At 68.5% G+C, this 23,380-nt stretch carries 20 protein-coding genes; 10 read left to right on the top strand and 10 right to left on the bottom strand.

Annotation, left to right across the window (positions count from 1 at the left end; genetic code table 11):
- Positions 1-347: histidine phosphatase family protein (locus tag J7E88_RS10410; protein WP_215179464.1), on the top strand; the 347-nt coding region annotated here is incomplete at its 5' end.
- A 265-nt stretch (positions 348-612) separates the two neighbouring features.
- Here the strand turns inward: J7E88_RS10410 and J7E88_RS10405 are convergent.
- Together J7E88_RS10405 and J7E88_RS10400 are read right to left on the bottom strand one after the other, a co-directional pair.
- Positions 613-1,260, bottom strand: a complete 648-nt coding sequence (locus tag J7E88_RS10405) for a TMEM175 family protein (RefSeq protein WP_308307453.1) — start codon at positions 1,258-1,260, stop codon at positions 613-615.
- 132 nt (positions 1,261-1,392) lie between these two features.
- Positions 1,393-2,805: a S9 family peptidase gene (locus J7E88_RS10400; RefSeq protein ID WP_215179463.1), complete on the bottom strand. Its 1,413-nt coding sequence runs from the start codon at positions 2,803-2,805 to the stop codon at positions 1,393-1,395.
- A gap of 514 nt (positions 2,806-3,319) precedes the next feature.
- On the opposite strand from J7E88_RS10400, the gene J7E88_RS10395 reads away from it, so the two are divergent.
- Genes J7E88_RS10395 through J7E88_RS10385 form a run of 3 tightly spaced genes read left to right on the top strand, consistent with a single transcriptional unit; the run spans position 3,320 to position 7,634 of the window.
- Positions 3,320-4,567, top strand: coding sequence for a choice-of-anchor Q domain-containing protein (locus J7E88_RS10395; protein WP_215179461.1), 1,248 nt, complete (start codon positions 3,320-3,322; stop codon positions 4,565-4,567).
- 41 nt (positions 4,568-4,608) lie between these two features.
- Positions 4,609-6,270 carry a carboxylesterase/lipase family protein gene (locus J7E88_RS10390; RefSeq protein WP_215179459.1) on the top strand — a complete coding sequence of 554 codons (1,662 nt, stop codon included), beginning with the start codon at positions 4,609-4,611 and terminating at the stop codon, positions 6,268-6,270.
- Positions 6,267-7,634, top strand: coding sequence for a phenylacetate--CoA ligase family protein (locus J7E88_RS10385; protein ID WP_215179457.1), 1,368 nt, complete (start codon positions 6,267-6,269; stop codon positions 7,632-7,634). The genes J7E88_RS10390 and J7E88_RS10385 overlap by 4 nt, the downstream gene beginning before the upstream one ends.
- On the opposite strand, the gene J7E88_RS10380 is transcribed toward J7E88_RS10385, so the two are convergent.
- The 7 genes from J7E88_RS10380 to J7E88_RS10350 form a co-directional block, all read right to left on the bottom strand.
- Positions 7,618-8,274 carry a TetR/AcrR family transcriptional regulator gene (locus J7E88_RS10380; protein ID WP_215179455.1) on the bottom strand — a complete coding sequence of 219 codons (657 nt, stop codon included), beginning with the start codon at positions 8,272-8,274 and terminating at the stop codon, positions 7,618-7,620. The two genes, J7E88_RS10385 and J7E88_RS10380, sit on opposite strands and share 17 nt — an antisense overlap.
- A 104-nt stretch (positions 8,275-8,378) precedes the next feature.
- Positions 8,379-8,762, bottom strand: coding sequence for a peptidoglycan-binding domain-containing protein (locus J7E88_RS10375; RefSeq protein WP_308307452.1), 384 nt, complete (start codon positions 8,760-8,762; stop codon positions 8,379-8,381).
- Positions 8,763-9,922: 1,160 nt separating this feature from the next.
- Positions 9,923-10,126 (bottom strand): cold-shock protein, encoded by a 204-nt coding sequence (locus J7E88_RS10370; protein WP_100105551.1) that lies wholly within the window; start codon positions 10,124-10,126, stop codon positions 9,923-9,925.
- Positions 10,127-10,465: 339 nt separating this feature from the next.
- A complete protein-coding gene (locus tag J7E88_RS10365; RefSeq protein ID WP_215179453.1) occupies positions 10,466-12,493 on the bottom strand; it encodes a CocE/NonD family hydrolase in 2,028 nt (675 codons plus the stop codon).
- A gap of 110 nt (positions 12,494-12,603) precedes the next feature.
- Positions 12,604-13,911, bottom strand: a complete 1,308-nt coding sequence (locus J7E88_RS10360) for an ATP-grasp domain-containing protein (RefSeq protein WP_215179451.1) — start codon at positions 13,909-13,911, stop codon at positions 12,604-12,606.
- A gap of 71 nt (positions 13,912-13,982) precedes the next feature.
- Positions 13,983-14,222, bottom strand: coding sequence for a DUF5133 domain-containing protein (locus J7E88_RS10355; protein WP_215179450.1), 240 nt, complete (start codon positions 14,220-14,222; stop codon positions 13,983-13,985).
- A gap of 300 nt (positions 14,223-14,522) precedes the next feature.
- The gene (locus J7E88_RS10350; protein ID WP_215179448.1) at positions 14,523-15,194 is read right to left on the bottom strand and encodes a cysteine hydrolase family protein; all 672 of its coding nucleotides are present in this window, start codon (positions 15,192-15,194) and stop codon (positions 14,523-14,525) included.
- 55 nt (positions 15,195-15,249) lie between these two features.
- Here J7E88_RS10350 and J7E88_RS10345 point away from each other — a divergent pair, with 55 nt between their 5' ends.
- A complete protein-coding gene (locus J7E88_RS10345) occupies positions 15,250-15,762 on the top strand; it encodes a PadR family transcriptional regulator (protein WP_215179446.1) in 513 nt (170 codons plus the stop codon).
- A 112-nt stretch (positions 15,763-15,874) separates the two neighbouring features.
- Here J7E88_RS10345 and J7E88_RS10340 read toward each other — a convergent pair whose 3' ends face one another.
- The gene (locus J7E88_RS10340) at positions 15,875-17,659 is read right to left on the bottom strand and encodes a sigma-54-dependent Fis family transcriptional regulator (protein WP_215179444.1); all 1,785 of its coding nucleotides are present in this window, start codon (positions 17,657-17,659) and stop codon (positions 15,875-15,877) included.
- Positions 17,660-17,837: 178 nt separating this feature from the next.
- On the opposite strand from J7E88_RS10340, the gene J7E88_RS10335 reads away from it, so the two are divergent.
- From J7E88_RS10335 to J7E88_RS10315, 5 genes are all read left to right on the top strand, one after another.
- Entirely contained in the window at positions 17,838-18,863 is a 1,026-nt protein-coding gene (locus J7E88_RS10335; protein ID WP_215179442.1) for an NAD(P)-dependent alcohol dehydrogenase, read from the top strand.
- A gap of 19 nt (positions 18,864-18,882) precedes the next feature.
- Positions 18,883-20,478 (top strand): extracellular solute-binding protein, encoded by a 1,596-nt coding sequence (locus J7E88_RS10330; RefSeq protein WP_215179440.1) that lies wholly within the window; start codon positions 18,883-18,885, stop codon positions 20,476-20,478.
- Between the two features lie 80 nt (positions 20,479-20,558).
- Complete coding sequence (locus J7E88_RS10325) at positions 20,559-21,437, top strand: carbohydrate ABC transporter permease (protein ID WP_215179439.1); 879 nt, start codon at positions 20,559-20,561, stop codon at positions 21,435-21,437.
- Entirely contained in the window at positions 21,434-22,279 is an 846-nt protein-coding gene (locus J7E88_RS10320; protein ID WP_215179438.1) for a carbohydrate ABC transporter permease, read from the top strand. Before J7E88_RS10325 ends, J7E88_RS10320 begins: the two co-directional genes overlap by 4 nt.
- A complete protein-coding gene (locus J7E88_RS10315) occupies positions 22,276-23,379 on the top strand; it encodes an ABC transporter ATP-binding protein (protein ID WP_215179437.1) in 1,104 nt (367 codons plus the stop codon). Before J7E88_RS10320 ends, J7E88_RS10315 begins: the two co-directional genes overlap by 4 nt.
- The last annotated feature ends 1 nt before the right edge of the window (position 23,380 follow it).

Below are 23,380 nucleotides of genomic sequence, written 5' to 3'. Positions count from 1 at the left end.
ACTACTGGCGCAGGACACTAGGCCACCTGGCCCAGTTCCCGGCCGAGGAATGCCGAAACGGTCCGGAGCTGGCTCAGAAAGCCCTCGCACAGTTCACCGATCCGGTCGACGGTGACGAACCTCGCCACGAGCTGATCGTCACCCACAACTTCCTCATCGGCTGGCTCGTCCGAGACGCCCTCGATGCGCCGAAATGGCGCTGGATGGGCCTCAATCACGCCAACGCCGCGCTGACCGTCATCCGCTACGCGCCCGGCCGCCCGGCTTCCGTCCTCTTCCACAACGACATGAGGCACCTTCCCACCGAGCTTCGCTGGACCGGTTTCCCACCCGAACTGCACATCTGAGGACAGCAATCCAATCGACCGCCTGGAGCGGACAAGACCCAGCAGCAAGGGCATGCAGCAGTCAGCTCCGTCACATCTCGTCAGCAACAGCGCACCCCCTGATCACGGCTGCTGCTCAACTTCACTGGCGCAGGCCACTCCCGAGGGGGCCGCAACAGCGATGCCCTCGGCCTCGCGCCCGCCTATTCCGGCGCTCGCCAGAACAGCCTGGCCGACGTCGCCACCACTCACCGCCCCACGGCTGCCCCCGGATCTGCCACCAGAACTAGGCAGAAGGCGCACCGATACCGGATCGCCGCGACAGCCAGACACGCAACGGGACAGCGACCAGCCACGACAGCTGCGCCAGCACCGGTGAGACAAGGGTCAAAGGCATCGAGCCGACGAACACGACCACCATCACCAGACCCTGCTGCACAGACCGGGCCAGACTCCCACGCGAAACACCCGGCCTCACCAGCCCCGGCCGACCCACCAGCCGGAACGACATCGCCGTCAACAAGCATGACGCAGCAGCAATCGCCCCCGCATAGACCGCCGTTCCCAAAGCCGTGTCCCCGTACTCACTGATCAGACGCGTCGGAAACGGCAACCCCGCAATCACAGCCAAAAACGCCAGATAGAGATACAACAACCACCCATCAAGCCGAGCAATCGAGGTGAACAAGGCGTGCTGCGCCAGCCACAGCACCCCGATGACGGCAAAGCTGAGGACATACGCGCCCACATCGGGCAGCGCGTCACGCAGCGCGTCGTCAAGATCCGAAGCAGCCAGCCCGTCCGGCACACCGATGTCGAGGACGAGCAGCGTGATCGCGATGGCGAAGACCGCGTCCCCGAACGCCAGAAGCTGCTCCGGCCCCATGATCGGCCCGCCGCGTTCGGCTCCCGGCCCACCTTTCGCTGCGCTCACGACCCGGACGCTACCCGGGGGCTGGGGGGTGCCTGCGGCGACACGCGGTGTCGGGCCGGGTGCCGGACGCCAAGGGCGCAGGTGCGCCCAGAAGGCTTCTCGGCGCGCCGGCGGAAGCGCACGCGCAGGAAGTCAGCGCACTGACAGCGTCTCCTGCAGCCAGTCGAAAACGACCTCGCAGTGCTCCTGCGGCGCCATCGGGGAGCAGTGCAGCTGCGCGCCGGTGGCCGCGGTGAGCTTCACGTACTCCTTGGGAGCGGTCAGCTTGTCGAACATCTGGCGCGGCTGGCCCGGGTAGAACTGCTCGAACTCGTAGTCCAGGACCAGCGTGGGCGCCGTGATGCGGCCCACCACGCCGCTGATGTCCAGTGCCCTGATGCGCTGGGCAGGGGTGTAGAAGTCGGTGAACATCTTGCCCTCGCGGGCGTCGAGCATCGCCTGCACGGAGAAGGGTTCCATGCGCTTCCTCAGCGTTGCGGCCGCGGGCGGAGGCAGTTCCGGGACGACCTCCTTGTTCCAGATGTTGTTGGTCTCCTCCTTGTCCGGGGTGAGGATCTCCCGGATCTGCCGGGGAAAGCCCAGCCACGGCGTCAGCGTGCCGGGCATCGCCACCAGTGCGGCGATCCGCTTCTCGAAGGCGGCGGCCCGGGGGGCCAGGTCACCCCCCATGCTCAGCCCGGTCAGGGCGATCTTGTCGGTGTCCACGTCGGAACGGGCGACCAGCCAGTCGACGAGCGGCGTGACCACACTCTCCCAGCGTGGGGTGAAGACCACCCGGTCCACGAAGAGCAGCTGCCCCTGGCCGGGCCCGTCGTACACGAGTGCGTTCCAGCCGCGCTCCAGAGCGGCCGAGACGCCATACGTCCACATGTCGACGTTCTGCCCGTCGCTGCCGTTCGTGAGGATCACCGTGGGGCGCCGGCCTCCCGAGTCGTCCTGCCGGAAGAACCACACGGGCAGCGGGGTCTTCCCGTACGGAACGCTGTCCCTGACCGGCGCCGGGTCGCACAGCCGGCAGAACGTGTCCCAGGCGCCGCGCCCGGCCCGGTACAGCTGTTCCTCACTGCCGGGTTCTTCGGAGCCGAGGACGAAGAACAGCGCCTGGGCGTAGTACTGCGCGGCTCGCAGCGCACGAAACCGCGTGGTCTCCCGCCCGGGTTCACCGCCCTCGGGCGCCTTCAGCAGCTGGTCGCCGAGCTCCTTGAAGGTCTGGGTGTACGTCTGCGGGGAGATTCCGGCCTTGTTGATCGCGTTCGCGGCGGTGAGCACCTCGCCCACCTCACCGGCCCTGTAGCCGGACGCTCCGAGTGCGAGGAGCCCGCTGAAGTTGAACGCCGGGTCCTGGAACAGGGTCATCACTCCGGGCGCGGCACCGCCTGCCGGAGCGGAGGCCGACGCCGTGCCGCTGGGCGTGGGCGCCGACGCGGGCAACGCGCCCGAGGGCGTGCACCCCGTGGCCAGGACGGCCCCGGCCCCGCCGACAAGCCCGGCGAGAGCGGTGCGCCGGGTGGGGCCGGATGCGCGGTCTCTGGATAGGTACGTCATACCGGCCGAACGTACGAGCCACACCCCCGCTCCTCTCTCAGCCACACCCGGCGTTCGCCCGAACGGTCCTCCACTCGCTCCGCCTTCACCGTCGGCAGGCTCATCGGAACGCGCTGCTGACCTGGCCACGCAGCAGTGACAGCCGCTCGCGGGCGGATCGGCCCGCGAACAGGCCGGCGTGTCGCCAGCTGTACCGCGCCGGTAGAACGGCAGCGCCGTCGTGAGGAGATCCGACGCAATGAGGCGCCCCGACGGTCTCGTACCCGTCCGGTTTTGTGTCCGGCGCACGTGTAGACACGATCCCTCCTGAATGGAACGCTCGCTACAGAGCGGACGGTTCGCGTCTGGGCCCTTCCCTGTGGTCCGTCCGCCTCGCCGCTCCAGCGCACCCCGCCGGCCCTCGCGCCGGCCGCTTTCCTCGCACGAGCCGCAATTCCCCGCACCAGCAAGAAGAACGCTGCACGAGCCAGAGTCCTCGCACGTCCAGATTCCTTGCCGAGAAGGAGTGCACCGGATGAGGAACCCAAGCGCCCCGGCGGCACTGGCCGCCGTCGTCCTCGCCATGGCGGCGAACCTCGCCGCTCCCGCTTCCAGCACCGCCGCGCCCCCGGCCGCCGGGCCGGCGGCATTCACCGTGGACACCACGTCCGACGCGGTGGACGCCGACCCGTCGGACGGCCGGTGCCGCACCGCGGCGGGCGCATGCAGCCTGCGTGCCGCGGTGATGGCCGCCAACTCCCGGCCGGGCAGTACCATCACGCTGCCGCCCGGCCACTACCGGCTGACGATCCCGCCCGACCCCCGGCTGATCATCGGCGACCATCCCGACCCGACCACGGGCGACCTGAACGTCAACGCGCCCACCACGATCCAGGGCTCCGGCGCGCGGAGCGCCGTCATCGACGCCAACCGACTGGACCGTGCCTTCCGCATGCGGGCGGACACCCGGCTGTCCGATCTGACCATCACCGGAGGATCGGCCAAGCAGCGCGAACTGCCCTTCACCGACACCGGTGGCGGCGCCATCGCCAACGCACAGCACATGACGCTGCGACGAGTCGCTGTGACCGGGAACTCCGCCGGTTACGGCGGCGGCATCTTCAACGTCCCCGACTCCCACCTGGATCTGATCGACAGCACCGTCAGCGGGAACGTCGCCGGAGAGGCCGGCGGCATCAGGTTCGACGACAGCGGCACCGTGACCAACTCGACGATCGCCGACAACCGGGTGACGGACCCCGGTGACCGTCCCGGCAGCCTCGGCGGCTACGGCGGCGGCATCGACATCCGCGGCCTGGGACCGGTGGAGATTGTCAACTCCACCATTACCGGCAACCGTTCCAGCGACGGCGGTGGCGGAATCAACATCGCCCCCGCCTACCTCGACAGCCTGCCCAGGCCGATCCCCGACCTCCTCGATCTGCCCCTGGGCCGTCTGACCCTGCGCAACTCCCTCGTCGCGAACAACACCGTCAACGGCACGTCAGCCGACTGCAAGAAGGCCTTCGCCACCATCGCGTCGCAAGGTCACAACATCGACGGCGACGGCAGTTGCCGACTCACCGCCGCGGGCGATCTGCCCAGCCGTACCCCGCTGCTGGGACCGCTCGCCGACAACGGCGGCCCCACGGACACCGCCGCGCTGCTGCCGGGCAGCCCCGCCCTCGATGCCGCCGACGACTGCCCGGCCACCGATCAGCGCGGTGTCGCCCGCCCCCAGGGCACCGCCTGCGACATCGGCGCCTATGAGCACACGTCATGACCACCGCCACCTGCATCGGCACCAGCACCAGGAGTGAATCGATGAGATCCACCAGCCTGCGCCGCGCCCTGGTCCGCACCCTTACTGCCGCCGCGGTCCTGCTGCTGGCACTCACCGCACCGCCGCCACCGGCTTGGGCCGACACCGGCCACGACCCCCTGATCGTGCGCACCTCCCAGGGCTGGGTGCGCGGCGCGGCGGGCCGCGACGGCGGCCGGGTCTTTCAGGGCCTTCCCTTCGCCGCACCGCCGACCGGCGAGCGGCGCTGGCGTCCGCCCCAGCCCCCCGCGCGGTGGTCCGGCATACGGAACACCACCGCACCGGCCCACCCCTGCCCGCAACTCCCCCTGACACTCCTGCCGGACGGCGGCCCCGTGCTGCCCGGGGAATCCAACCGGACCGGCAGCACCACGGAGGACTGCCTGTACCTCAATGTGTGGACGCCCGCCCGCACCGGCGGCCGGTCCCTCCCGGTGCTGGTGTGGCTGCACGGCGGCGGCAATGCCTACGGGGCGGGCAGCGACTACAACGGCGCGGCGCTGGCCGCACGCGGCATGGTGGTGGTGACCGTCAACTACCGCCTCGGAGCACTGGGGTTCCTCGCCCACTCCGCCCTGTCGGCCGAGAGCGCGGACCACGCCTCCGGCGACTACGGCCTGATGGACCAGCAGGCCGCCCTGCGCTGGATACGGCACAACATCGGCGCATTCGGCGGCGACAGCAACCGCGTCACACTCGCCGGCCAGTCCGCCGGGTCCGCGGACACCTGTCTCCACATCGCCTCGCCGACGGCGAAGGGCCTGTTCCACCGGGCCATCCAGCAGAGCGGAAGCTGCGCCTCGGACGGTGGCCTGGCACCGCTCACCCTCAGCGCGGCCGAGCGGAATGGGAGCGGATTCGCCGCCTCGGTCGGCTGCGCCGACCCGCCCACCGCGGCAGCCTGTCTGCGCGCCCTACCCACCACCGAGCTCATCCGCACCACCGGGACGGGTGCCGCTTCCTTGTGGTCACCGAACACCGGGCCGCGCGTGCTTCCGCGCCCTCCCCACACGGCGTGGGCCGAGGGGCGGGTGAACGCGGTCCCGACGCTGAGCGGCAGCACCCACGACGAATACCGCTACTTCACCGCCCTGTACGTGGATGTCCTCGGCGGCGGCCCGCTGACCCCCGCCTCGTACGCCGCCCTGATCAGGCTCCAGCACGGCGACCGGGCCACCGCGGTCCTCGACACCTATCCGGCCTCGGCCCATCCCTCCCCCAACCTGGCCTATTCCGCCGTGGGCACGGACCAGCGGTTCGCCTGCCCGGCACGGGCCGACAGCCGCCTCTACAGCGGCCGGGCACCCGTCTACGCCTACGAGTTCCACGACCCCCAGGCACCGCCGTTCATCCCGGCGCCGCACACCCCGCAAGGCGCGTTCCACGCCTCCGAACTCGCCTATCTCTTCCCCATGGACTCCAAGCCGCCGCTGACGCCCGCCCAGCGGCGGCTGTCCGCCACGATGACCGACTACTGGACCCGGTTCGCCGCCACCGGAAACCCCAACAGGCCCGGCACCCCGGCCTGGCCGCGCTACACCCCCGACGGGGACCGCATCCAGGTGCTGGCACCGGACCGCGTCGCCCCCACCACCGGATTCGCCACCGACCACCACTGTCCGTTCTGGCAGCCCTCCCCCGCCTCCCGAGGAGCCGTGCGATGACATCGACGTTCGCCCTGGTCCAAGACGGGCGCCGGGCTGTACGGCAGGGCCCGGCCGCCCTGGCGCACCGGCAGCGGCAGCGCCTGGCCGCAATGGTCGACTTCGCCCGCGCCCGCTCCCCGTACTACCGCGAGCTGTACCGGACGCTGCCGGAACGCGTGGAGGACCCGGCCCTGCTGCCGGTGACCCGCAAGGAGACCTTGATGGCCCGCTTCGACGACTGGGTCACCGATCCGGAGGCGACCCTCGACCGCGTACGGGACTTCATCGCCGACCCCGAACGGGTCGGCGAACGCTTCCTCGGCAGGTACCTGGTCTCCACCACCTCCGGAACCACCGGTCACCGCGGTGTCTTCCTGCTCGACGACCGGGCCGCGGCGGTGGTCAGGGCACTGTCACTGCGGGCCGCCCGCCGCACCCTCACCCCTTCCCGGACGGCGCGGATGCTCGTGCACCGGATGCGGTCGGCTCAGGTCGTCGCCACCAGCGGCCATCTGGCCGCATACGCCGTCATCGCCCGCTCGCGTGCAGCCGGCCACCTGCACGCCCGGGGCAGCCGGGTCCTGTCGGTGCACAGCCCGCTGCCCGAACTGGTGGACGAGCTCAACCGCTACCGCCCGGTGCTCCTGGGCGGCTACGCCACCGTCATCGCACTGCTTGCCGGCGAGCAACTGGCCGGCCGCCTGCACATCGCCCCGGCCGTCGTGTCACTGGTCGCCGAAGGCCTCGGCGACCGTGAGCACCAGCGCGTCCGCTCCGCCTTCGGCGCACATGTCGTCGACACCTACGCCTGCAACGAGAGCCTCGCCCTGGGATACAGCTGCCCGCTCGGATGGCTGCACACCCACAGCGACTGGCTGATCCTGGAGCCAGTCGACGCCGACCACCGGCCGGTCCCGCCCGGTCAGGAGTCCTTCACCGTGCTGCTGACCAGCCTGGGCCGATGGGCGCAGCCGATCCTGCGCTACGACCTCGGCGACAGCCTCCTGTCGCGTCCGGACCCGTGCCCGTGCGGAGACCCGCTGCCCGCGGTCAAAGTCCGTGGTCGCGCCGCCGACCTGCTGTTCTTCCCACGACGCGACGGCGGGACGGTCCGTATCGTGCCCATGGCCTTCGAGACCCTCCTGGAGAGCGTTGCGGACATCGACCTGTTCCAGATCGTGCAGACCACTCCCACCACCCTGCGGGTGCGTATCCGGCCGGCCGCCGGAGCCGATCAGGGCCGACTGTGGAACGCGGTGCGGACGGGGCTGGCCACCCTGCTCACCGACCACCAGACGGACCAGGTGAGGATCGAACGCGCCCAAGAACCGCCCGAACAGTCTCCAGGAGGCAAGTACCGCGTGGTCATCCCCTGCCCCTGAGGCCCCCCGAAGGACCCTCGGGCCGCGTGCCGCGCGGCGGAACACCGTGGTGCGCCGCCAGCGCCAGCAACGCGACACGCAGCGGCCCGGTCTCCAAGGCGGCGGTCGGTTCGAACCAGCGCGCAACGGCAGCTCCGCTCGCCACCCTGAGCGTGAAGCGCGCCAGTTCGTCCGAGACCTCCGGGCGGTCACGCAGGCCGAAGACGCAGCTCACCGAACTCGTGGCCCAGGCCAACAGCGCGTCGCGGTAGTGGTGCACCTCCGCCACCGCCGCCGCACTGGCATCCTGCTGCACCATGCCCAGCCCTAGCAGCAGCTTCAGCCCGTGCGGATGACGCTGAAACGCGTCCCTGACCTCGTCGAGGAAGGTGTCCAGACGCTGCGCGACGTCGGCGCCCGGCACCTCGACGGCGGGCAGGGCCGCCAGCAGAGCGGTCCTGGCGCGCTGCAGCACCGCGACGTAGATCCCGTCCTTGCTGCCGAAGTGCCAGTAGAGGGAACTCACCGGCAGACCGCACGCGGCGGAGATCATCGAGATGGACGTGGCCGCGTAGCCGTGCCGCGACATCAAGTCGCCGGCGGTGTCGAGAATCGCGTCACGGGACCGCGTGCCGCGGTGCTGGGCCGGTGCCTGCGTCATACCGCCGACTCTAAGGGAGCACCGGTCCCGGGCGCCCCGGAAAGGGAACGCCGAGGGCGGCGGGGCGGGTCATCCCCAGACGTCTTCGTCCCGTGGCTTGTCGACTACTTGGTTCGCAGCATGAGAGCGTGGCGAGTGCGGTCGCCGTAGACACCGGTTTCGTCGCCGCGGATGCCGTACCACTCCTGGAACCTTGCCACCGCCGCCCGGACCTCCGTGCCGTAGCGGCCATCGATCGCGCCGCCGTCGTAGACATTCGGTACCTGGAGCAGACGTACCTGCAACTCGTACACCCCATGGCCCCTGTCGCCCTCGCGCAGCACACCCGTACCCGGAATCTCGGGGAGCGAGGTAGCAGGGATGTCGGGGGGAGAGGGAGCGGGGGTGTCTGGCAGCGGCCGGTCCGGTTGCGCGGAGGGCGGAGAGGGAACCGCCAGTGGGGGGTCGTCGGTGACCAGCAGCCAAGAGGCGAGGATCAGTCCGCTCACGGCGCCCGCCCCGAAGGCTCCGGCGGCACGAGTGGACCGCCGGGAGGTGAAACGCCGCCATGCGCGACTGCTGTGTCTCCCGCCTGCGCGGGCGAGCGGTGTCGGCGCCTCGGGGCACGGGTCGAGGAGTTGGTCCGAGGGCGGGACCGGGCGCTGGGGGGTCACCGGCAGGATGGTCTCCGGGGGCGGGCCGGTCCTGCGGTACGTACCCTCCTGCGGGGCGACCCGGGGCGGGAAGACCAACGGCGGCGCGGCATGCGCCGGACCTGCGCCACTGGCCGTCCGCGGCTTTCCCGGCGACGGGGGAGGAACGTGATCCAGACGCGCGCCGCGCAACCACAGCGGCTCCACCGCGACATGCTGCGGAGTACCGGCCCTGCGTACGCCACTGTTCCGCGGCGGCTTCACGGCAGCGGGCGGTACACCATTCCGACTTCGACCCACATCCACGCCCCCGTCTCCCCCAGCCTGCCCAGCCGCTTGTGTCCGTAGGGGTAGGGGCGGAGGAGACGGGGTCGCGGACAGGGATGAGGCCGGATGGGTGAAGCCGGATCTCCCGGCCGGTTCGATGCGTTGTGACCAGGAGGGTGGCGCGCCCTCGGCCGCCCACCCCTCATGCCCGTCGGACGCGTAGAGGTCGGCGCGTGCGGCGTCCAAGGCGTCCAGCACGGCTTGAAAGGAGTCTTGTATCTCCTGCGCGAGATCTTGAGTTGAACCGGGCGCTCCCTGCGGCTCGGTGTCGTTGAGTCCCACCGGCTGTCCTCCTCAACCGACGGCTGGATGACCTGTCGGAGACAGACCAGCGCGTCTTTCGTGAGCGGTTGGGTACCGGCATCCTGAGTTGTGATCGCGAGGACGGCACCCTTGCGGGAGCCGGCCGCACGGGCCGGGCTTCACTGTTTCGTCGTGAGGCGATACGCATCCCGCGCGGCCTTGTCTCATCCGCCGTTCCGCGATGTAGCCCACATCTCTTCGTGCTCTGGACTCCACCCCCACCATGAGGAGCACTCTGAGACGGCTCCACAGGCAGAGCGCCGATCTCTTGCCCGTGCATGAAAGGTCCTGGCCCCTGGCCGGTCACTCGCCCGATCACCCCACGTGGGCGGGGAGACGCGAACGCCCGCCCCGGCAGGCCGGGGCGGGCGTCACACCGAGGTGGCTCAGGCGGGGGTGATGTTCTCCGCCTGCGGGCCCTTCTGGCCCTGGACGACGTCGAAGTTCACCTTCTGGCCTTCCTGGAGCTCACGGAAGCCCGAGCTGGCGATGTTCGAGTAGTGGGCGAAGACATCCGGGCCTCCGCCGTCCTGCTCGATGAAGCCGAAGCCCTTTTCCGAGTTGAACCACTTGACTGTTCCGCTGGCCATTTTGCCCTCCAAGGGGACTGGAAATCGGTTCCCGCACCGCGCGGGACCCGGAGGTGATCGCCCTGGTCCTCAGAGGCTTTGAACAGCAAAGCGCCCGTGAACTCGCGCTCACGGGCGACCGGTACTTCGGAACCATGACAGCTGGCACTGACGCTACACCGCCCTTCACCTCTTCACCATGAGAACCACCGCACAGGGGGTAGGACGGGTGATTTGCGCCCGGCTCGTCCCTCGGTGGCATGGCGCTACGAGTCGAGGCCGCCTGGTCGGCTCGCCGGCCTCCCGGAGCAGCGGGTCCCACCGCACGGTCGAGCGCCGGCTGGTACCACCCCGCTGCCCCTACATGTGGTCGCGAGGCAGTGTCTCGTTCCAGGTACGGGAGAAGACCCGGCGGTCGTTTTCGAAGCCGTCCAGAGTGGCGTCGACGAAGAACTCGGTCTCGCTGGACCTCAGCGTGGTTCGGGTCTCCACCCGCACGTCCCAGTCGTCCCGACAAAATCGCATGGTCCAGGTCGCCTCTCCGCTGACCGAGGTGAAGTCGTCGGCGACGGCGCTGTACTTCTCGTAGGCCCGCAGGCCGACGTCGAGGTCGATGTCGTCGTAGCGCACCATGCCGCGATCCTTGACGATCTCCAGTTCGGAGTTGTAGCCGACCAGGTCTCGTTTGACCTCCCAGCGTTGTTCCGGAGGGGTCAGCTGGGTGGTGGCGAGGGGTGCTGTGCCCTCGGGCTCGCCGAACGGACGCTGGGGAAGGTGGTCGCGCTCACCCGCTGGGCGCAGCGGCAGTATCAGGCTGCTCGTGCCCTCGTAAACGCTCAACAGCACTGGCCGGGGCGGGGGCCAGGCGAGCGGCCAGTAGGAGGTGGACAGCGACAGCCGGATGCGGTGTCCGGGTGGGAAGGCCTGGGCCACGCCGTTGAGGTGGACGGTCGCCCGGTAGCGAGTGCCGGGTTCCAGCGGCTCCGGGGTTCCCGTCTCATTGCGGTGGGTGAGATTGAGCAGGCCGTAAGTGACGCGGGTGGCGCTACCGTCGGGGGCCACGTCGGACAGCCGGGCGGCGACCATGGCCACCGGTTCGCTGACCGAGAGGTCCAGTTCGACGCTGGGAGAGCCGAGGATCTCCACGGGCTCGGTGAGTCGGTCCGTCTGGAAGACCAATGAGCCGCCGTCCTCCTCCCGCTGGTCGTAGGGCAGGTCGGGTGGCGCGTTGTACGAGGCCCACTTGCCGGCGAACTGGCCGACGGACAGGGGCGACTGAACGGTCAGGACATCCTTGCTCGACGTCGTCTCACCAGGGGTGCCGATGCGGTGCCTGCTGAGGGGGTGGGCGGTCGGCTCGACATGCGGTGAGGGCCAGTGCGGTTCGCCCACCCAGCGGCCGGGCCGGTCCTCGTAGCGGGTGGAGGGCGGCACGCTGTCCTGCATCCACATCTGCAGCATCGGCCCGTCCATGATCCCGTTGTCGACGCCCTTGAGCCAGTGATCCCACCAGGCGACGACCTCTTGCAGATAACCGATGGCGGGGCCCGGTTCGCCGAGGTGGGGATACTTGTGCGACCACGGGCCGATCAGTCCCTTGCGTGGTACGTCCAGGTTCTCCAGCAGACGGGTCACCGCGTTGGAGTAGCCGTCTGCCCAGCCGCTCGAGGCGAGGACGGGGCAGCGCACGTCCCGGTAGTTCTCGCAGACCGAGGCGTGTTGCCAGTATGCGTCGCGGCGCTGGTGACGCAGCCAGTCCAGCGCCCACGGGCGGGTGTTCTCCAGGCGTTCGTGCCACATCTCGCGCCATCGCGCGCCTACCACGGAGGGGTCCGGCGGGCACGTGGCGTAGGCGAACATGGTGCCGGCTTCGGCCAGGTTGTCCGACAGCAGGGCTCCGCCCATGTAGTGCATGTCGTCGGCGTACCGGTCGTCGGTGAAGGAGGCGATGACGACAGCTCGTAGGCTCGGCGGTTGCCGTGCGGCGACCTGAAGGGCGGCGAACGCGCCCCAGGAGATACCCATCATGCCGGTGTTGCCGTCGCACCAGGGCTGCTCGGCCAGCCAGGCCAAGGTCTCCTCCGCGTCGCGCTGTTCCTGCTCCAGGTACTCGTCCGCCAGCACACCCTCCGACTCCCCCGTGCCCCGCAGATCGACGCGGACACAGGCGTAGCCGTGACCGGCGATGTAGGGGTGGTGGATGGAGTCGCGTACCGAGGACAGGTCGCGCTTGCGGTAGGGGATGTACTCCAGCACGGCCGGCACGGGTTCCGCGTCCGAGGAGACGGGACGCCAGATCCGGGCCGACAGGCAGATGCCATCGGACATGGGGACGGCGATGTGCTCCTCTTCCGTTGTCGCGTAGGGCAGGTTGCTCACAAAGCGCATACGGTCGGCTCTCTCCTTGTCTTTGCTCGGCTGGGCGGCTGGGCGGCTGGGCGGCTGGGCGGCTGCCGCGGACCCTGTTCGGCACACCGGTCGGACCGGGCCGTCCTGCCTCAGGTGTTCGTCCCGTCCCGGCCTTCCGGCGTGGGCCGGTTGAAGGTGAGATTCAAGGCGGCCACGCAGCGGTCGTACTTCTCCCGCAGATCCTCTTCGCTGTCCCCTCCGGTGAAGACGTGGGCCAGCTCAAAGCTGTAACTGTCCTGCTCGGGCATCTGCGACAGCCGCTGGCCCTCCCCGGGCACCATGTCGACCCGCACACCGGGGATCTCCCGCTCGATGCGCCTCAGGTCCTCCCGGGAAGGCACATCGTGCACCACACCGTCGGCGAACCAGCGGTAGTACCACTTGGCGGCCATCTTGTAGCGACCGGCGCCCTCGGGCAGGCGCGGGTCCTTGCCGAGAGCGAGGCTGATCATGCAGTGGTGGTTGGGCACGCCATCGACGTACTCGAACAGTTCGGCGTGCGACTGGGAGTGCCGGGGATTGATCTCCAGCAGGTTGATCGCGTCGGTCCGTGGATCGTAGAAGTACTCGATGCTGAAGGTCGCCGAGTCCATCCCTATCCGGCGTATCACGCGCTCGGAGACATCGTGCAGGCGCCGCACCACGGGCTCGGGGAGCGTGGAGGGGTACTCGTGGCGCAGAAAGGACGAGCTGTCGGGATAGTTGATGGAGTCCAGTGCACCGTAGACGGTGACCTCGCCGTGGTGGACGTACCCCTCGACCGCGACCTGGATTCCGGACAGCGCTTCCTCCGCCAGACACACCTGGCCTCCGATGCCCTCCATCTCCGGCGGCAGGTCCAGCTGGTCGAGGATGTACTGGAACGGGCGACCGACGCGGCCGACCCCCTCGCGGATCTCCTCTACCGCCGCGCGGAACTCCTCCTCGTTCTTCACGCCGAAGGCCAGCTCCGACGAGTACGACAGGGCGGGCTTGAGCCACATCGGGTAACGGACGCCCTCGGGCGGGCGCGGGTCCCGGGCCTCCAGATCGACCCGGCCGAAGCGCGGGTGCTCCTCCACGACCTTCTGCTGCTCCAGGCGGCTCCAGTACTTGTGCTCGCACTTGACGACCGACTCCAAAGTGGTGCTGCGCGTGCCGTACCGCTCACTCAGGATGGGCACGAGTGTGCTCACCGGGAAGTCCCAGTAACCGACGATCGCGTCGATGCTTCCGTCGAAAGCGTTCAATACGCCCTCCGCCTTCTCCAGAAGCCCGGGCACGGACACCTCGCCGACCTGCAGCTCCTGCGTGGTCAAGAGCGGGTGGAAGCGGTACTCCCGAGCATCCGGCACGCTCAGCAGGGTGTTCAGGTTGGCGTCGTCCAGACCGATCACGAAGATGTTCTTCTCGCTCACCGAATCTCCTCGGGCATGTGGTGTCTTGTGTCCGGGGCCTTTCGATCTCGCCACGCAGTGGCCGGCCGGGGTCAGCAGGGACGGTCAGTGCCGAGTACGGAGTCGTCCTCGGGGCGGGCCCCGGGGAGCCGGTGACGGGCTGCCACGAGAGCGGCGGCGACGTCGCTCGTGCCGGTCGAGACGCATAGCGTGTACGCCAGATCGTCCATGCGCTGTCGCGCCTGCGACGACCCCTCCTCAGCGCGCAGCACACGCAGTGCGTCGTACTGTTCGATCAGATTGCGCAGAATGACAGGGTGAGCCATCAGCACGGGGAGAGCCTCCTTCAGGCAAGGCTGCTGCGGACGGGGGTTGCCTCCCGCCTACCCCCCGCCTCGCCCGACATGCCGTCGCCTCGTCGAGCTCACGATCACGGAGGTGCACTCCATCGGCCTGGAGGCGGACCGTCCGCGGTCGGTGCCGTTGTCGCACGGCTGTATCTCGGGTGCCCCTGAAGCCGCATGCGCGTCGCGCTCTCAGAGCGACAGCAGCCCGCCTCCTCACCTCGACGTGATCACCTGATCACGCGCCCCGCAGCAGCAGCCAGTGCGCATCGAACCACGTTCGCCCGGTCACCCGTCCTCTGGCGCCGGGACGGCTGCGGCCAGTCGGTCGGTGATCTCTTCGGCGGTCAGTACGAGCGCGAAGCCCTTGCGCAGGACAGCGAGTTCCGCTTCCTGCCGGGATTCGTCGTCGGTGGCCGTGACATCAGATCCGAAGACGACCTTGTAGCCGCGTTCGTACGCCTGCCGGGCCGTGGTGCCGCAGCAGTAGTTGGTGAGCGTCCCTGTGACGATGACCGTGTCCCGGCCGAGGTTGCGCAGCATTGTGTCGAGCGGGGTGTCGTAGAACGCGCCGTAGGAGGGCTTGCGGATCAGGGCCTCGTCGGGGCGGCGGCCCATCTGGTCCCCTACCTCGGCGGGGCCGGGCCGGCGCCAGTCGGTGTCGGCGTGCGGGAGGAACCGAAGGGCGTGCGGCCGGTCCAGTCCGAGATGGGTGTCGTCGAAGACGGTCCAGATCACGGGGATGGAGGCGGCCCGGCACCCTTCGACCAGCTGCCGGAGCCGGGGCGCCATCCGGGTTGCCGCGGGCACCCAGTAGGGGCTCCAGCCGGGCCGGAGGAATTCGTCCTGCATGTCGATGACCAGCAGCGCCGTCCGTTCGGGCCGTATGCCGAACGATGCGCGGCCGTGCTCGTAGGCGTTGCGCGCCCGCGCGGTCACCCATTCCTCGGTGTATGCCATCCCCGCCCCCTGCATCGATTCGAGGTACCTCGTTTCGATGTGCGAGAGTAGCAGCATGCTCGAACTCGCGATCCTGGGATTCCTTGCCGAGGGACCGCTGCACGGCTACCAACTGCGCCACCGGATAGCGCATTTGTCCGGCCATGCCCGGCCGGTCAGCGACGGCAGCCTCTACCCGGCGATCAACCGGCTGGTCAACGCCGGGCTGCTGGACCGGCGAACCGAACCGGGCGCCTCGGCCGCCCAGCGGCACACCCTGAACCTGACCGACGTCGGCCGCTGCGAGCTGCTGCGCCGGCTGCGGAATGCCGACGGCCTGGACATCAGCGACAGCACCCGGTACTTCACGGTCCTGGCCTTCCTCTCCCAGCTTCCCGACACCGCCGACCGGCACGCGGTACTGCGTCGGCGGCTGGCATTCCTGGAACAGCCCGCGAGCTTCTTCCACGACGGTGACCGCCCACTGGGAGCCGAGGACACCGACGACCCCTACCGCCGCGGCATGCTCACCATCGCTCGTGCCACCAGCCGCGCGGAACAGTCCTGGCTGCGGCAGGTCCTGGCCTGACGCGCGCGGCAGGCCCCATGCCCGCTGCGAGGATCGCCGACGTGACGTTCACCGGCGACGACCGGCGTCTACGCGCCGTCGTCGGCAGGGCGAACGTCGGTCTGATGCGGCACTAGGTGAGGCTCGACGGGACGATCCCGTAACGGCGCATCTTGCGGTACATGGTGGCGCGGGAGATGCCGAGGTCCTGTGCGGTGCGCTGGACGTTGGAGTTGCGGTCCATCAGCCCACGCAGAATGGCGTCCCGTTCCAGCGCTTCGATGGCGGTCAGGACCTTGTGGGACGACACCCGGCATTCCGGTGGGAGATCGTCCACTTGGATTGTCCCGCCCAACGGGCGCCGTGCGAGGCCGCGGATCACCGACTCCAGCTGCCGGACATTTTCCGGCCAGGGGCAGCGCTCCAGCATCGCCAGCGCATCCGGGGAGCAGCTGCTCTCTCCGCTTGGCCGATATTTGAGCAGGAAGAACCGAACCAGGTGCTCGATGTCGCCATAGCGATGACGCAGGGGCGGCACCTCCACCGAGGCGCCGCACAGACGGTCGAGCTCGTCGTCGGTCGTGACCATGGACGGTTGGCTGGTCATGATCAGTTGCCCGGCGGCGGTCCCGTCGGGGTGCGCCAGCAGGCTTGTCAGCTGCCGGCGCAGCTGATCGCCCAGCAGGTGGACGTCGCGCAGCACGACCACGGTCGACGGCCTGGCACGCAACTCGCGGACATCGCGAAGCCAGTGCTCGGTGGCGTGCGGTGACTCCGACAGCGGCGCGTCCACCATCTCGAGCCGGCGCCCGGCACTGTGGGCTCGGTGGACGGCATGGACCAGCGTCCGCTTGCCGGCACCGGCTTCGCCCACGAGATGGAGCCAGGATCCGGCGACGAACGCCGCCTCGGTCTCGGCGACCGCGCGCAGCCATTGCGGGGAGGAGCCCACCAACCCCAGGCCCGATCGTCCGGGGCCGGCGGAAAGGACGGGTCCGGGCTGGGGACGTCCGATGATCCGGACCCGGAAGATGGCGCCCGCGTCGCTGTCCTCGCGCCGGCTTCGGCTGACCCGGAGTTCGGCGACTCGTCCGGAGGGGAGGGCAATGCTCCGTGTCCCTTCGAACCGGGCATCGCCGGCGATCTCTCGTGCGTGGTCGAGCAGCGCGTAGTGATCCGGACCTGTCACGGCTGATCTGAACTGCTCGTTCATCATGACGACTTCACGATTGAGGGCCAGGACAGGACCCGGGCGCACCGAGGAGCAGGCGTCCATGTAGTCCTGGAACAGGGCCCGTTCCCGTCGCGAGCTGATGGCGGCGATCTCACCTTCGATCTGGCCCGCGACAGAGCGGGCCAGGGCCATGAGCATCCCGGCGGAGCCCTGACGGAGCGTGGTCAGGTTGAAGGCTCCCAGCAGCGTGCGCCGGACAGGATGCAGGATCGGCACGGCCGCGCAGTGGAAGTCCCGCAGCTCCTCGACGTAGTGCTGGCTGCCGGCGATCATGACCGGACGGCCGCTGGCCAACGCGGTCCCGATGCCGTTTGTGCCCACGTAGCGCTCGGCGAACACGTGGCCCGGGGCCAATTGCACTCGGTTGAGCCGCGTCGTCAGACCCTCGTGGGAGAGCTTGCGGGACAGCACCACGCCGTCCCGGTCCGTGATCATCGTGGACACCGGGTCGTCGGCAAGCTGCTCGTGCAGCCTGTTCACGATCGGCAGCGCCGCCTTGGCGAGCGGGCTGTCCAGATTGGGATTCTCGAGGTACGGAGCCTCGATGCAGCTCGACTTCACCTCGTACTCGATCGAGCGCTGCCACGAAGCGACCACGAGCGGGCGGGCACTGTGATCCTTGGTGACTTCCAGATACAGCTCTCTGGCCGCTGTCAGCGAGCTGCCAGGTGGGCGTCGGGGCATTTAACACTTCCGTATCACGCGCGTCATCCCTCGATGGACTGATTGGAACAGCTCGATGACACCGCGCCTATGCCGTGTATCACATTGAGACATCCGGGGACCCTTTCTGAGACATCGGCCTGCGAGCAGCGGCCTGTGTAATCGGCGCACCATCCACCGCCGATTCGCAGGGAGCGCCATGAAAGCCGTGCAGGTCACCGAGTACGACGAGCCGCCAGTGCTCGTGGATGTGCCGGACCCGCAGATCACCGGTCCGCTGGATGTGATCGTGAAGGTGGGAGGTGCGGGGGTCTGCCGCACCGATCTCCATATTCTCGAAGGACAGTGGGCCGCCAAGAGCGGCGTTGTCCTGCCCTACACCATCGGCCATGAGAACGCCGGCTGGGTACAGGAGGTGGGGCAGGCCGTCACCAACGTCAAGGTCGGCGACCCGGTCATCCTGCACCCGCTCGTGACCTGCGGTCTGTGCCGGGCCTGCCGGGCCGGCGACGACGTGCACTGCATGAGCTCGGCCTTCCCGGGGATCGACGCCGACGGCGGGTATGCCGAGTACCTGAAGACCACCGCCCGCTCGGTCGTGGCACTCGACCCGTCCCTCGAGCCGGCCTCGGTGGCGGCTCTGGCCGATGCCGGGCTCACGGCGTACCACGCCGTCGCCAAGGCGGCCCGGATCCTGCGACCGGGTGACCGGGCCGTGGTGATCGGCGCCGGAGGTCTCGGGCACATCGGTATTCAGGTGCTCCGGGCTCTCTCTCCGGTCGAGATCATCGTGATCGACCGGAGCGCGGATGCCCTCGCCCTCGCCAAGGAGCTCGGGGCCGAACACACGCTGGTCGCCGACGGCAGTGAGACCGAGCGCGTACGGGAGCTCACCGGAGGGCACGGGGCGGAGGCGGTTCTGGACTTCGTCGGCGAGGGGGGTGCCGTCGAGACGGGCGTGGCCTGCCTGCGCCGTAACGGCAACTACTACGTGATCGGTTACGGCGGCCGGCTCGACGTTCCGACGATCGATGTCATCTCCACCGAGATCAACTTCATCGGCAACCTCGTGGGGTCCTACAACGACCTGTCCGAACTGATGGTGCTGGCAGCCCAGGGCAAGGTCGGCCTGCACACCCAGCGGTACCCCCTGGCGTCCTTCCAGGACGCCCTCGACGACTTGTCCGCCGGTGCCGTACGCGGCAGAGCGATCTTGATTCCCTGACGGTCGAAGGAGCACTCCCATGCGCAAGAGTTCGTACAAGGGCGTGGTCGCCGCCGCGATCGCCGTGGCCCTCTCCGCCACCGCCTGCACCGGGCAGGGTCCGGTGGAGAACAAGCCCGACAAGCCCGCGATGTTCAAGCCGGGGTCGGAGATCAGCTACAAGGCGTACAGCAAGGCGTACCCCGCGACGAAGGTCAAGGACGTCCCGGGGCCGTGCAGCTATGAGTCGATCAGCCGTAAGGACTACTCCGGACAGACTCTGAAGATCATCAGCCATGCCGTCCCCGTCATCGGCGAGCCGACCCAGCTGCACGCCCGGCAGTTCGAGGAGATCACCGGGGCGAAGGTGCAGGTGGTCAACGTCCCCTTCGGGGAGCTGCACCAGAAGATCCTCACGCCCCTGCAAGCGGGCCAGCCGGCGTACGACGTCATGTTCTACCCCTCCTTGTGGATCGGTGACATGGCCCCCTATCTGGCCCCGGTGCCGAAGAAGTATCTGGACACTCCCGGCATGAAGGACGTCACCAAGGCCTACATGGACGTGGCGACCTGGGACGGGCAGGTCGTGCAGTACCCCGTGGACGGCGACAGGCACTATCTCAAGGTCCGCACGGATGTCCTCGAGGACCCGAAGCAGCAGGCGGCGTACAAGGCGGCCACGGGCAAGGACCTCCGGACTCCCAGGACGTGGGCCGAATACCAGGACGTGGCCGCGTTCTTCAGCGGCAAGGACGTCGACGGTGACGGCAAGCCGAACTTCGGCAGTGCCGAGGTGACCAAGCGTGACGACCTGACGTTCTCGGCGTTCATCAGCCGTGCGGCGCCGTACGTCAGGCACCCGGATGTCGAGGGTGGCCTCTTCTTCGACGTCGACACCATGAAACCGCTGATCAACACGCCCGGTTTCGTACGCGCCCTCGAGGACATGGTGAAGGCCAAGTCGACCTGGGCACCGGGCGGCGCCAACTTCGGTCTGGGGGACGAAATCCTGTCCTTCGGCGGTGGCCAGAGCGTGATGTCCTACTCGTGGGACGACGCCTTCATCCAAGGTCAGCAGCCGGATGGCAAGATCCGCAACAAGATCAAGGCGGCGGAGTTGCCGGGCTCCGAGGAGGTCTACAACCGCACCACGAAGAAGTGGGACAAGAAGCCCAACCAGGCTCCCTACTTCACCTGGGGCTGGACCTCGGCGGTGGCCAAGGGCGCGCGCAACCAGGACATGGCCTTCGACTATCTGTGCTTCTTCAGCAACGAGGCCAACACCGCTCTCGACCTGACCATCGGTCGTTTCGGTGTCAACCCCTACCGCAACGCGCACTTCAGCGCGGAATTCTGGGAGCAGCAGGGCTGGGACAGGGACGTCGCCGAGTCGTACGTCGAGACGCTCTCCGGCATGGAGTCGAGCATCAACCGCGTCTTCGACCTGCGCGTACCGGGTGTCAACGGGTACATGTCCGCACTGGCAGACGGCGTCGCCGCGGCTCTGGCGGGACAGAAGTCTCCGCAGCGCGCGCTGGACGACGTGGCCGCGGAGTGGGACACCATCACCGGCCAGATCGGCAAGGACAAGGTCCAGAGCGCCTATCGACACGTGGTCGCACTCGAGGACAACTGACCTGATCGCGGGACGCCCCGGGTGGCCGGCCGAGCCGGTCGGCCACCCGGGGGCGCCCACCCACTTCCGCAAGGACAACCATGGAAGCTCTGCGCCGGCACAAGAGCATGTTCCTCCTCCCAGGACTGCTCACGCTCGCACTCATCATCATCTTTCCGCTTCTGTTCACCATCCGTGTCAGCTTTTCCGGCTGGAACGTGAGCAACCCCCAGATGGACTTCATCGGAGGTGCCAACTACGCCACGATGCTGCAGGACAGCCGATTCTGGGCCTCGATCATGCGCCTGGGCCTGCTGGCGGGCGGCACAGTCCTGATCCAGTACGTGATCGGGTTCGGGATGGCCCTGCTCGTCTGGCGTGAGACACGCGGCCGCCGTCTGTGGCGGGTGCTGTTCCTCGTTCCCATGATGACCACTCCCGTGGTGATGGCCGCCATCTGGCAGATGATCTTCCACGAGTCGCTGGGGCCGGTGAACGATCTGCTCGGGATGCTCGGGCTGACCAAGGTTCCGTGGCTCACCGAGTCCGGTCCGGCGCTGGTTGCGCTGATGACCGTCGAGGTATGGCAGTGGACCCCGTTCATGTTCCTGCTGCTGCTGGCCGGCCTGTTGAGTCTCCCCAAGGAACCGTTCATGGCCGCGGCCATCGACGGGGCGGACGCTTGGCGCACCTTCCGGAAGGTGACCTTCCCGCTCATGGCGCCGGTGTCGGTCGCGGCGATCATCATCCGGCTGATCGAGGCGTCCAAGCTTTCCGACAGCGTCTACGTGCTGACCTCCGGGGGGCCGGGCTCCGCCACGGAGACGCCGGGTTACTACCTCTACATCCAAGGGCTCAGGGATCAGCAGACCGGGTACAGCGGGGCGATGTCCCTGACCTACCTGGTCCTGATGATCGTCACGCTCACGGTTGTCGCCGCCCTACTCGCCAGGGCCTTCAAGCTGAAGGGGGACTCATGAGGTCGCGCCTTTATCCCGTATTCAAGTACACCGTGATCGCCCTCTGGGCCTGCTTCGTCGCGGGGCCGTTCCTCTGGGCCATGACGACCAGTTTCAAGGACGTCAACGGCGTCCAGGGTGGTGCCACTTACCTGCCATGGCTGCAGTACGAACCCACCGTCACCGGGTGGCGCAACATCTTCGGCGGAGCCGGGGGTGTCGATGTGATGCAGCCCTTCGTCAACAGCGCCATCGTCACCATCGCCGCCTCGGCCATCAGTCTCGTCCTCGGCTCCCTGGCCGCCTACGCGTTGTCCCGGTACCGCTTCAAGTTCGGCTTCGTCAAGAACAGCGACATCATCTTCTTCTTCGTGTCACAGCGGATCATGCCGCCCGTCGTCCTGGTGATCCCGTTCTTCTACCTGCTCCAGTGGACGGGCCTGCTGGACACCATCCTCGGCCTGGTCATCGTGACGGTCGCCCTGCTGCTGCCGATCGCGGTCTGGGTGATGGTCGACTTCTTCAACGGCATTCCGCGTGAGATCGACGAAATGGCCATGCTCGACGGCTGCGGCCCGTTCCAGACCTTCGTGCGTGCGATCCTGCCGAATTCCCTGCCCGGGCTGACCGTGGCCGCGATGTTCTGTGTCGTGTTCGGCTGGAACGACTTCTTCTTCGCCTTCCGGCTGACCTTCACCGAGGTCCAGACCCTGCCCCAGGCGGTCGTCGCCCTCAACTCGTCCATCCCGCCCTGGTGGACGCTGTCCGCCGCCGCCCTGTTCGGCGTGACGCCGCTGGTTCTTCTCGCGCTCCGGGTCGAACGCTATCTGTCCAAAGGCAACCTCTCGGGAGCGGTCCGATGAAGCTGAGCACCACTGATCTGAGCGCCACCGATCTGTGCCTGACCGTCGACGGCGTCGATCATCTCAAGGAGGTGACCGCGGTCTTTCTGCCGGGACGGCTCCACACCGTCATCGGCCGGACGATGGCGGGAAAGACCACGCTGCTGCGGGCACTGGCCGGTCTCCAGGCGGTCGACTCCGGCTCCCTGACCAGGGAGGGAGCCGACTTCCTGAAGACGCCGGTCTGGCGACGCGACACCGCCATGGTCTACCAGCAGTTCATCAACTACCCACATCTCAATGTGTTCGACAACGTCGCCTTCCCGCTCAAGCGGGCGGGACTGTCACGAGACGAGATCCGGCGGCGTGTCAGGGAGAGCCTGGCACGTGTCGGCCTTGCCGACTTCGAGCGGCGCAAGCCGTCTCAGCTCTCCGGCGGCCAGCAGCAGCGAGTTGCGCTGGCTCGGGCGCTCGCCCGCTCCACGGGCATCCTCCTGCTCGACGAGCCGCTGGCCAATCTGGACTACAAGTTGCGTGAACAGTTGCGAGACGAGTTCAAGACCCTCTTCTCGGACCAGGGCGACACCATTGTGATCTACACGACCACCGAGCCCGCCGAGGCGATGATGCTCGGTGACGTGGTGCTGGTCATGCACGAGGGACGGATCCTCCAGATCGGTCCTCCGCAGGAGGTCTTCGAGCGCCCGGCGACGACCACGGTGGCGTCCATCATCAACGACCCGCCCATGAACATCTTCACGGGCCGCATCGAGAGCGGTCAGGTCACGGTGGCCGGCTTCCAGGCCACGCACGTGTCCGCGCATCTCGCCGATCTGCCCGACGGCGCCTACCAGTTCGGCCTGCGCGCGACGGACGTCGGCCTGGCGTCCGCCGGCGTCGAGGGCGAGGTCACCTTCGTCGAGATCTCCGGATCGGAGACGTTTGTCCATGCGGCCGTCGGCGAGACCCCGTTCGTCATACAGATCGAGGGCATCCATGACGTCGCTCTGGGTGATCTCGTGAAACTGCGACTGCGTCCCGAGCGTTTGTTCGCCTTCGACGAGCAGGGAACGCTCGTGCGGACACCTTCATACGATCTCACTTCAGTGGAAGGGCGTTGAC

The sequence above is a fragment of the Streptomyces sp. ISL-10 genome (assembly GCF_018614575.1).
GTDB lineage: Bacteria > Actinomycetota > Actinomycetes > Streptomycetales > Streptomycetaceae > Streptomyces.
The sequence above is the reverse complement of the archived record's forward strand: the minus strand, read 5'-3'. Positions and strand labels throughout refer to the sequence as shown.